Source organism: Acinetobacter sp. UNC436CL71CviS28, from assembly GCF_000620525.1.
Classification (GTDB): Bacteria; Pseudomonadota; Gammaproteobacteria; order Pseudomonadales; family Moraxellaceae; genus Acinetobacter; species Acinetobacter radioresistens.
On the sequence record NZ_JIBB01000059.1, the window covers coordinates 1 to 9,570 of the forward strand.

The following is a 9,570-nucleotide window of genomic DNA, read 5'->3' on the forward strand; positions in this document are numbered from 1 at the left end:
ATTTGGGCTGAGAAGAATTTAGCTCAAATTTAACCTGACAGGCACAATAAAAATCGGGTAACTGTCAGATCAGGTTTGAGCTAGTACACTTTAAGTATCCAAATAATAAAGATTACACTGATAACCTTCGATCGTTTTTTTCAAATGGTCATAACTTTTCTATTATTAACCGTGTAACTAATGAAAGCTCACATCTTAAAGAACACTTAGAAAGAGGTTTAAGAGTATACGATACTAGTGAAATGAAGCAAATTGCAGACATCATAATTACAAAGCTAAAAGAAAACGATGAGTGTCAATTTAATGAGCTTTTATCAGGATTAATTTAGTTTTCATAGGGGCGAAATCGTTTTATCTATTTCCTTTAGATTATTGGTTATCTAAATCTACCTCAGTAATGAGTAAAAAATAAGGCACATTATTGTGCCTTACCTTATTATCTATCTTGTTCTTTTCCCTTGCTCTTTCCCTGCTGCGGATCTGGCTTATTAGGTTGAATCTGTGGCTCTGGTGTTGGTTTTTTCACTTCTACCTGTTTCCGTAAATAGTCCACTAGATCAATTGCAAGTTTTCTATCTTGCGGATCTGGTGACTGTGATAGAGCTTTAGTAATCTCCTTGTAATGCGTCAATGCTTCTTTTTCTTGCTGTTTAGCTCTCTGGACACGTTCTGGACTAGCCTTATTTTTACCATATCGCTTAAACGATTTGCCCTGCTCTTTCATTTGTTTAACTGACTGCTTATCACTTCTATTTTTTTGCAGCCTAGCTATACGTTTTGTCGCATTCGCTTCAATCCCTCTGGATCTTAATTTTTCAGCAAAACTTTCTCGCCATTCCTGAAGGTCAGCCTTCCTAATATTTAACCGATCACCTTTTTCAGAAACAGCTTTAACAACAACATGCACATGCGGGTTTTCACTTGGATCTTTTGAAGGATCATTGGTAAAGGTATGCTGCACCATCATATATTTATGGTCTTTAAAATGTTCCTCTGCAAATTCTTTTGCAGCATCATAAACGCCTTTTTCATCCGTACCTTTCGGCATAGATAACACAATATTAAAAGCCTGCTTATATTTAGACTCTTCATCAGAAATAGGTGTACCTGACATTTGCCAATCTTCAGCAGCATCTTCTATATCATCCTTACCATTAACTTTATTTCCGTCCTGAGCAATTCCCTCTAATTGTCCATTCCGAGTGATATATCCCATGTGAGCTTTCACCTTCCCCATAGAATTACCTCCACCAGTAACCTTGACCATTACTTCAGGGGTCTTTTTACTAATTCTATCTAAAGTTGCTTTAACGCTATTTGGAGATGATTTAGGGGCTGATGTAGCTGAATGGCCAGATCCATTTTTAGGCTTAGACAGGTCATTTAAAAAAGTATCTAAACTTTGGGTCTGATTAACACGCCTAACTTTAGATCCATTAAGTAGTTGCTCACCATGAGCAAGCAAGGTGCTTTGCACTTCTCTGGTAGTTTTACTGCTTCCGTTAGCCATTATTCCCACCTCTTTTTATTGCGCTCTAATAGAGTGAAAACATGCCTAACTTGAGCTTTTACTAGCTGATGTACTCGCTCGACAAATTCTCTATCGTAAGATTCATAAATGCCCTGATTCATATTCTTAGCCATTTGGTTTAGGTTTCTACCAATCGCCAAAAGCTGACTATTTGATTCGCCAAGTTTAAGAGCTTCTTCCTGGCTAAAGAATATTGAATCTTTTGTGACATTAGCTGTTAAAACCGAAATGATATATTGATTCGGTTTCATGCCGATCTGTGCTGCTTTCTCATTAATGGCTTTCATCAAACTTGGTTTAAGCCTTAATTCTTTGCGTGATGTTTTTTCAAATACATCTATAACGTCTTGCGTTTTTTCTATTTCAGATAACTTTTCCTTGATCATTTTTTTGATCAAGTCATCTGGATCTACTTCTTCAAACTTAGCTAACTGATAGATTTTTTCGGTTAAGTCCTTTTCCAGATTCAATGAAAAATCTTGTCCTGAATAATTAGGATCATTTTCTTTTTTATAGGCGTTTTCTAAAGCCTTCTGGAAAGGCTCACCTTTCTTGATTCCTTGCTTCTCACACTTAGCTTGCCACCAGTCATAAACGGCATTGCTAACCCTAAATTTTAAAACTTGATCCAAGTTTGATTTCGTCATGATTCCAGTACCTTTATCGAAACTAATATTTTCGATAGCTATTCTGAAAGAATAGTATAACCTTTATTTGTGACACAAATTAAGGTTTTTAACGGCTGCTGCCTATCCTGCCCTACCCTAGATTATATACCTTCTTTTTTCCCTCTTTTCTCCTTAGTCATGACTAAGGGTAATCAAGCTAGGTGGTCGGGATAACCCGCCCAAAAAAAAACCTTGCATAAGCAAGGTCTTTTTCCATTGATAGGTTTAGGCTTCTTGTAAATACTCGATTTCAAGGCTGCTGCAATCTACAGATACCTCTGTTCCATCTTCGTATTTGATCCATGCAAAACCCAAAGAAGTAGGCTTTTTATTTAGCATCAGGTTCGCTTGTCGGCCGTCATGAATAACAACTAAAAGCGGTTTTTTGATTTTGTCTGGATCTTCTTCTTTAGCTTCTGGCTGCTCTTTCTGATTCGATTGATCCATCAGTTTTTTAACTTCTGGTTCTTCTGGTTCTTCAGTCGCTTCAGCTTGATCATCCCCCTCAAAATTGAAAGATTCATTATCATCAATAATGGCGGTTTGCTCTTGGCTTTCTTGCGCCTGTGGTTCTTGATCTACTTCAGTCGCTTCAGCTTGCTTAGGTTCTTTTAACTTTTTAGATAAAGCCTGAACTCTAGATCTGATAATGTCCTGACCATTCTCTAAAGATTCATCCACCCAAGCGTTTACTTCTTCAGGGAAGGATTCCCAAAGTTTGCGTAAGTCATACAAAGTCTTTGGAGATTTAAAACCTGCATCATAAGCCTTAGATAAGCATTCTGGCATATCTACTAAAGCTAAGTGAGTAGAAATGAAAACAGGATCTTCATTTAACTTTTTAGCGATTACGTTTTTCTTCTCACCTTGCTTAATTTTCTTTTGGATGAAAAATGCAAGCTCAATAGGTGAATGGTTAAGGCGTTCTTTATTCTCCATGACTTGATCATAATCATCATGATCATTATCAACAAAAGCAGGGATAGTTTCCTTGCCAGCCATCACTGAAGCTCTAAAACGTCTAGCTCCATAATTGATGATCCACTTGCCTTGTTCTGTTGGGTGGGGTTTAACACTAATTGGTGTTTTAACTCCACGAGCCTTGATTGATTCGACCATTTTTTGCATCTGATCTTCTGGAAACTCAACACGCGGCTGATCTGGATCTTCAAGAATATCTGTAAGTGGAATCTGTTTAGGTGTTCCGTCTGCTACTGGTGCAGAATTACCTAGATCAATACCTTCCAAAGCTGATAAATCTAACATTCCTTAAATCTCCATAAACTTGTTAATGCTTTCAAAAACTGTTTTTAATTCAGCCCATGCGGTAAAACCGCTAGTTTTACCCAATTTATTTGTAGGTATGCCTTGCGCTTGCGCTTCAGCGATTGCAGTCGTTTTTTTAACGAAGGCATAGCTACCGTCTGAGTTTTTGATCAGGTACTTTGAAAAATGCTGAACAATAGCTTTTAGGTTGTCTTTCTGAAATGGAGTTGGTTCAACAATATTCGGTAGGATGCCGATTAATTTTAAATTTGGGTTTAGCTTTTGATTAATCGCTTGGATCTGCTTGAGTAATCCACCGATGCCGTCAATAGCTTCCTGATTCAATTGAATTGGACTTAAAACATAGTCACTAACAATTAATGAAGCTACTTGGCGAATGTCGGGATTTGGATTGGTATCAATCAGGCAAACATCAAATAAAGAATCAACTGATTTTAAAAACTTCTGGTAATTGGTGGCAAAGTTGTTATGCAAAGTGCCATTTTTTTCAATAGCTGTTAATTCTGGTGTTGCTTGTACCAAAGTAAAGGCTTCAGGATTTGAAATAGTTTGATCTTCTTTGGTCAGCATGTCGAATGCAGATACATTAGCTACAGTCACAGCCCCGCCAGTAATCAATGCTTTTGTAGTGTTCTTCTGGTGGTCTAGATCAATGACTAATACACGCAAGCCCAAAGAATTTAAATAGTGTGCATACTGGCAAATGATTGCAGATTTACCCACACCGCCCTTTTGATTTGAAGCAACAACTTTTTTCATATTTCACCTAGTTTAATGGCTTATTAAGGGTCGCCCTATTGCGTCCTTATGCTGTATATTCTAACGTCCACCTGTGGACATTGCAAGCATTTTCTTAGTCATGACTAAGTTTTTTATCATAAAAAAATCCTCCCATAAAGGGAGGACGTAAATTAAAAATCTTCAGGATAACCGATTGTTATGACTGGCTCTCCTTGATCTCCACCATGAACGTGCAATTCTAAAATATGATTTCTCTTGCGACCTGCGCCTGTGATAATCACAGTAAAACGTACCGCACTAGGGCTTAGGTGTGTCTTATATACTCGGCTCATCCATAAAATGTCATGAATAACGCCCTCTAAGTCATTAAGCCATTTTTCATTTTTTACCGCCTTATCAACTACCGCCCAAAGCGCAGAAGTGAAACAGATAGGATGCTTATAATGTTCTTTTGCCAGTCCATCTAATTTAGGACTAAGAGAATTGATTGCAACTAAAAAACCATCTTCAATGGCTTGCTGACGTGTGTAAACTGAAATGTATTGTTCCATGATTTTTAACCTGTTTTATTTCAGGTCGCCCGATGCGTCCTGATAAAGTCATTATATCAGTCCACCTGTGGACATTCAAGCAAAAACTTAGTCATGACTAATTTTTTATAGGGAAAATTGAGTAGAAAAATATCCGTTTTAATACCTGGCTAAACCGCTTTTCAGATGCTCTTATTTGCGATTCTTAGGCTGCTGACAGCCTTTTTTATATATGAAGCTAGGTTATCCTAGCACCGACCTGAACAGGCCAAAATGAGCGTATATAAAGCAGAACAGATAGACAATTTTTTATGTTTTTTAGGCAAGCTAAAAACCAAAAAAATCGCCACCAAAAAAAACCTCCCATTGTGGGAGGTCTAGCTTAAACGGCTAAGTTATAAGTAATTCTGTAATCTTCAAAATAACCGTTTTCATTATCTCCCCTTCTGATTCTTTCAATATGAGTAACATTGTGGGCTACTCGGCAACTAATCATGATTTTTTCAATTTCCTGAAATAGTGTTTTTTCATCAAAGATTGGAAACCAAATATTATTGTTAGATCCAGTTAAAACCTCATGACCGCAAAAATGAACCAGTTTACCTGTAGGATAGTTTGTAAAGATTGCAACTATTGAAGCTCGCATAATTAATTCCTGTTTTATTTCAGGTCGCCCGATGCGTCCTGATAAAAATCATTATATCAGTCCACCTGTGGACATTCAAGCAAAAACTTAGTCATGACTAAGGATAATAAGGCTTAGTCATGACTAAGAGAATTGATAAAAAAAGCCCCCTTTCGGGGACTTATTTATTAAGCGGTTAAAAGTTGTCTTTCTTCTGCCATTCTGGTTTTTTTAACTTTCTGGCTGCCGTGTAACTCTCGCATTTGATCTAAAGTCATTCGACCTCGACCATTTGATTTTTTACCAATGAAAACCCATTTACATTGCACTCGATTCCATACAAAACCCGCTTCTTTTAATTTGTCTTTGTGCTGCTTAGTATCACCAGAAACCCAAACCCAAACGCCAATAATTTCAATATCTAAACCATCCAGATTGATAATTGCATCAATAGCCTGTTTTACTTTTTTCTCAACTTCAGAGTGTTCTGAACGGCTTGACCAGAAACCACGCCCATTTTCGGAACTATCTTGATACTGATCTTTTGAAGCTTCATTAATAATGCGATTTAAAAGCTGTTCATATTCGCTGTTAATCTCCTGCATAACTTCGGTTTTACCGCCACGATCAGGATGATTTTTAAAAGCTAGTTTTTTGTACTGAAGTTTTAACTCGTCTAATGATGTAACTGATGAAAAATGTTTCATGTTTAAATACCTGTTTTATTTCAGGTCGCCCGATGCGTCCTGATAAAATCATTATATCAGTCCACCTGTGGACATTCAAGCAAAAACTTAGTCATGACTAATTTTTTTAAATGATATAAATTCATAAAAAATAGCTATTTAAGTATTTTGTCTGGTCTGCTTTTCTAATGCTTATATTTGCGTTTCTTAGGCTGCTGATAGCCTTTTTTTACCTTACGTCTATTTACCCCACATTAAACACACAAACACCCTAAAACGAGCTTAAAACACACAAGATGAACAACCTTTTTTCCCTTAGTCATGACTAAGAATGTATAAAAAAATCCCCTTTCGGGGATCTCTTTTAAATTGGACAAGAATTAAAAATTTTATGGAATGGATCATTCCTATAAGCTGTCACTCTATACGCTTTAAGGCGTTTTTTAGTGTATGGCTCAAAGGTCACTAAAAAGTGTGAGAATAGCCCACCTCCCAACTGTTCGGGCAGCATGAACATTTCAAAGTTAAAACCTCCATACGTGCGGGCAGGGGGAAGAATATTAAACTTTTCATCATATTCAGTTAGTGAAATTTCAATCGGTTCTAAATAGTTATTCTCTTTCTGAAAGAAATCTTTTTCAGTCATAACTGAAGCAGCAGCAAAGCTTTCTCCATAACTGTTTTGTAATTCTAGTATTAATTGACCTACATTCTTTTTAGTAAGACAGCAAACATATTGATCATTAAGATTGTCTAAGTAACCAAAAAAATGGACTGATTCAACTTCAGATTTCTTTAATATATAGACTAAAACTAAATCCTGATTCATAACTAAATACCTGTTTTATTTCAGGTCGCCCGATGCGTCCTGATAAAAATCATTATATCAGTCCACCTGTGGACTTTCAAGAAATAACTTAGTCATGACTAAGAAATAAAATAATGTTTAGTTAAGATCCCTAGAGGTTATATCAGAGCAAAGTGTCTACTTTGCGAACTGGTGCAATCAGTTAAATTTTCCCTTCCCTGATTACCGTTGCAAGGGGCAAGCGAAGCCGACAAAATCTGTGATTTTGTCGAGCTGACCGCAGCACCGCAACTGCTCCCATTTGATCTAAAACGGGATACCTAAAGCCAGCCCGCATGGGTGGCGACCAGATAGCATAAAAAACTAAAAAATGTAGGAGGTAAGTAAGGCAAAAACTAAATATTTAAAAACTAATCAGCTAGATTTATTGGCAAAATATTACAGGTTTGGCCAAATCCTGGGAAACATTAAGTTATTGTTTTTATTATATGGTTGTAAATTGAAATTCTAAAAAAATGGCAAAATATTCCACTTAGGCTAAACGTAAACTTTTAGTCATGACTAAGGTATCAATTAGCTAATTATTAAATTTTAATATTTGGATGCGAATAGAAAAGATACTTTTTATATAGATTAATAAGAATTTTTGAAGGTTTTAAATTGAACCATCATATTGTCTTAAATTAGCGAAGTCTGTTTAAGACAATATGGGGGGTATGCTTTTTAGATATTAATCCTGATTGTCCGTGTCCTGATCGTTCTTCTTATCATTATTGCTATTGGTGATAATCCCTCGTTTTGCCTGTAACCAGAAGTAATAATCCATATCTATCGGCTTATGAGCATTAAGCTTATCTAACTTTTCAGTTAATAGAGTTCTCATGATTACCTTAGAAGTATCCTCGTCTAGATTACCTAAGAAATATCCGTAATCATTTAAAAATTCTTTGCAATTTACTAAGGTGCTGATTTGTTTTGGAGATACTTTTACTGGTGGTTTGAAATGCTTAATACGATCAGGTGCTTTAAAGTGTGATCCATCATCACTAAATGGAATTGCAGCAGCCAGATAGCCCTTTTTCATTTTATCTATAAATTTGATGTGTCCTTGCTCTTTATATTCAGTTTTCAAGCTAAAAATAAACTTAATAGCAACTACTTCCTTTCCGTTTTTTACGTTCTCAAAACTGACATTAATATTGCTAAGTTCGTTAATTTCATCCTGAGCCACATTCAAAACACGGTTTTTAAAATTGGCCAACTCTTTATATTTATCCTCACATTCAAGCATCCATCTTAATTCTTCCAGATCAATAGTGACCTCTGATGTACGCCACATATAGCTCATTAAGATCCGATACAAACGAAGGGAATAGCTCGAATTAAATAAGATAATATGCTTCAGTTCATGGCTACTAAATGACTTAGTTTTTTCATCTACTTTCTTAACTAGATCATAGAAATACTCAAAAAATTCTTTTGCGAATCTAACCTTAATACATTTAGTTGCTTTGTCATAATGGCAATAAGTCATCATCGGAACTTTAGCAGGTTCGTCAGATTCCCCATCTTTAACCAACATAGTTGGGTTATCAAATTTTGTATAAATACGTTTTAAAGCAGTTTCAGCATTTCGCTGAATTTCACGTTTATCTGTTGCAGTAAGCACTTCCTTTCTAGCCATTGGGGAGGTCAATTCTCCAAAGTTTTCGCTGCTCACAAAAATGAAGTCGTCATGAGTAATTGAGGTATTATTTTTAAGCTCATTCTTTCTCACGATGATCATTGCACAGTACATAAGCTTCTCAAGATTGAGATCAATGCTATATCTGGCAGTAGGAAAATCATTGCGGGTCACAACTAAATCGGTCAATTTTGCCCTTGTATTAGATTGTGTATAGTCCTCTAAGCCTTGTGAGCCAATAATTTTCTGCATTTTTTTGTAAATCCGTTATTCCTTTTGAAATCATTATAACTATACAAGTATATTTATCAAATATAGTTATTAATTGTATTTATAAGATATTGTTTTTAAAAAATATATTTATTAAAAATCAGTAAAATTACTTTATAACCCTGTAGTAGTATAAATAAAATAAATGTTTTTCCTGTTTAAGTATTTTCTTTTATTTCAATTAGTTACGCTGCGACAAAACGTATGGCTATTTTTAACACAAAAACCAGTTAAAAAATATTCAATTTTGAATATTTATAACTATTATATAAATATCAATAACTTACGCTGCGACAAAACGTATAGTTATGATTTTAAGCCTATACAAATATCTTTTTGAGCACCAAAAAATAAAAATCGTTCTTCAATATAATTATTTATATAAAACAACAACTTATAAGATTGTTAAGAATCTAGTTAATTCCTGAAAAATATATATAATCGTATCCAGTACGCATAATCGCAGGTTTGCGACAAAACGTATAGTTATGCGGGGAAGTTGCGACAAAACGTATAGTTTTGAGATTGCAGCATGGATTAAGGCTAAAAAATACGCAAAAATATAATAAGTTAGAGCTAAACACCTAATTAATTACTGATTTTTAAGAATAATTTAGCCATTTTTTGTATGCTGTTGATAAGTCTGTGGATTATTTGCGACAAAACGTATAGGTATGTGACAAAACGTATAGTTGTAGCGACAAAACGTATAGTTATAGCGACAAAACGTATAGTTATAG

At 35.3% G+C, this 9,570-nt stretch carries 9 protein-coding genes; all 9 read right to left on the reverse strand.

Features of this window, described 5'->3' with window-relative positions; all coding sequences use genetic code 11:
* Nucleotides 1–436: 436 nt before the first annotated feature.
* The gene (locus N518_RS0114505; protein WP_026444444.1) at nt 437–1,510 is read right to left on the reverse strand and encodes a relaxase/mobilization nuclease domain-containing protein; all 1,074 of its coding nucleotides are present in this window, start codon (nt 1,508–1,510) and stop codon (nt 437–439) included.
* Complete coding sequence (locus N518_RS0114510) at nt 1,510–2,178, reverse strand: plasmid mobilization relaxosome protein MobC (protein WP_015060290.1); 669 nt, start codon at nt 2,176–2,178, stop codon at nt 1,510–1,512. Before N518_RS0114510 ends, N518_RS0114505 begins: the two co-directional genes overlap by 1 nt.
* 246 nt (nt 2,179–2,424) lie before the next feature.
* On the reverse strand, nt 2,425–3,465 hold the full coding sequence (locus tag N518_RS0114515) for a ParB/RepB/Spo0J family partition protein (protein ID WP_026444445.1): 1,041 nt from the start codon (nt 3,463–3,465) through the stop codon (nt 2,425–2,427).
* 3 nt (nt 3,466–3,468) lie between these two features.
* Complete coding sequence (locus N518_RS0114520) at nt 3,469–4,245, reverse strand: ParA family protein (protein ID WP_015060288.1); 777 nt, start codon at nt 4,243–4,245, stop codon at nt 3,469–3,471.
* A gap of 152 nt (nt 4,246–4,397) precedes the next feature.
* Nucleotides 4,398–4,778 (reverse strand): DUF6573 family protein, encoded by a 381-nt coding sequence (locus N518_RS0114525; RefSeq protein ID WP_026444446.1) that lies wholly within the window; start codon nt 4,776–4,778, stop codon nt 4,398–4,400.
* A gap of 361 nt (nt 4,779–5,139) precedes the next feature.
* Nucleotides 5,140–5,403 (reverse strand): hypothetical protein, encoded by a 264-nt coding sequence (locus N518_RS0114530; RefSeq protein ID WP_034594172.1) that lies wholly within the window; start codon nt 5,401–5,403, stop codon nt 5,140–5,142.
* A 167-nt stretch (nt 5,404–5,570) separates the two neighbouring features.
* Nucleotides 5,571–6,089, reverse strand: a complete 519-nt coding sequence (locus tag N518_RS0114535) for a J domain-containing protein (RefSeq protein WP_015060286.1) — start codon at nt 6,087–6,089, stop codon at nt 5,571–5,573.
* Between the two features lie 343 nt (nt 6,090–6,432).
* On the reverse strand, nt 6,433–6,897 hold the full coding sequence (locus tag N518_RS0114540; RefSeq protein ID WP_026444448.1) for a hypothetical protein: 465 nt from the start codon (nt 6,895–6,897) through the stop codon (nt 6,433–6,435).
* A gap of 709 nt (nt 6,898–7,606) precedes the next feature.
* Nucleotides 7,607–8,812 (reverse strand): replication initiation protein, encoded by a 1,206-nt coding sequence (locus N518_RS0114545; protein WP_026444449.1) that lies wholly within the window; start codon nt 8,810–8,812, stop codon nt 7,607–7,609.
* Between the last annotated feature and the right edge of the window lie 758 nt (nt 8,813–9,570).

Bases quoted from the DNA above. Each gene is read 5' to 3' on its own strand.
- N518_RS0114540 (WP_026444448.1), bottom strand. From the start codon at position 6,897: ATGAATCAGGATTTAGTTTTAGTCTATATATTAAAGAAATCTGAAGTT.
- N518_RS0114510 (WP_015060290.1), bottom strand. From the start codon at position 2,178: ATGACGAAATCAAACTTGGATCAAGTTTTAAAATTTAGGGTTAGCAAT.
- N518_RS0114520 (WP_015060288.1), bottom strand. From the start codon at position 4,245: ATGAAAAAAGTTGTTGCTTCAAATCAAAAGGGCGGTGTGGGTAAATCT.
- N518_RS0114535 (WP_015060286.1), bottom strand. From the start codon at position 6,089: ATGAAACATTTTTCATCAGTTACATCATTAGACGAGTTAAAACTTCAG.
- N518_RS0114505 (WP_026444444.1), bottom strand. From the start codon at position 1,510: ATGGCTAACGGAAGCAGTAAAACTACCAGAGAAGTGCAAAGCACCTTG.
- N518_RS0114545 (WP_026444449.1), bottom strand. From the start codon at position 8,812: ATGCAGAAAATTATTGGCTCACAAGGCTTAGAGGACTATACACAATCT.
- N518_RS0114515 (WP_026444445.1), bottom strand. From the start codon at position 3,465: ATGTTAGATTTATCAGCTTTGGAAGGTATTGATCTAGGTAATTCTGCA.
- N518_RS0114525 (WP_026444446.1), bottom strand. From the start codon at position 4,778: ATGGAACAATACATTTCAGTTTACACACGTCAGCAAGCCATTGAAGAT.
- N518_RS0114530 (WP_034594172.1), bottom strand. From the start codon at position 5,403: ATGCGAGCTTCAATAGTTGCAATCTTTACAAACTATCCTACAGGTAAA.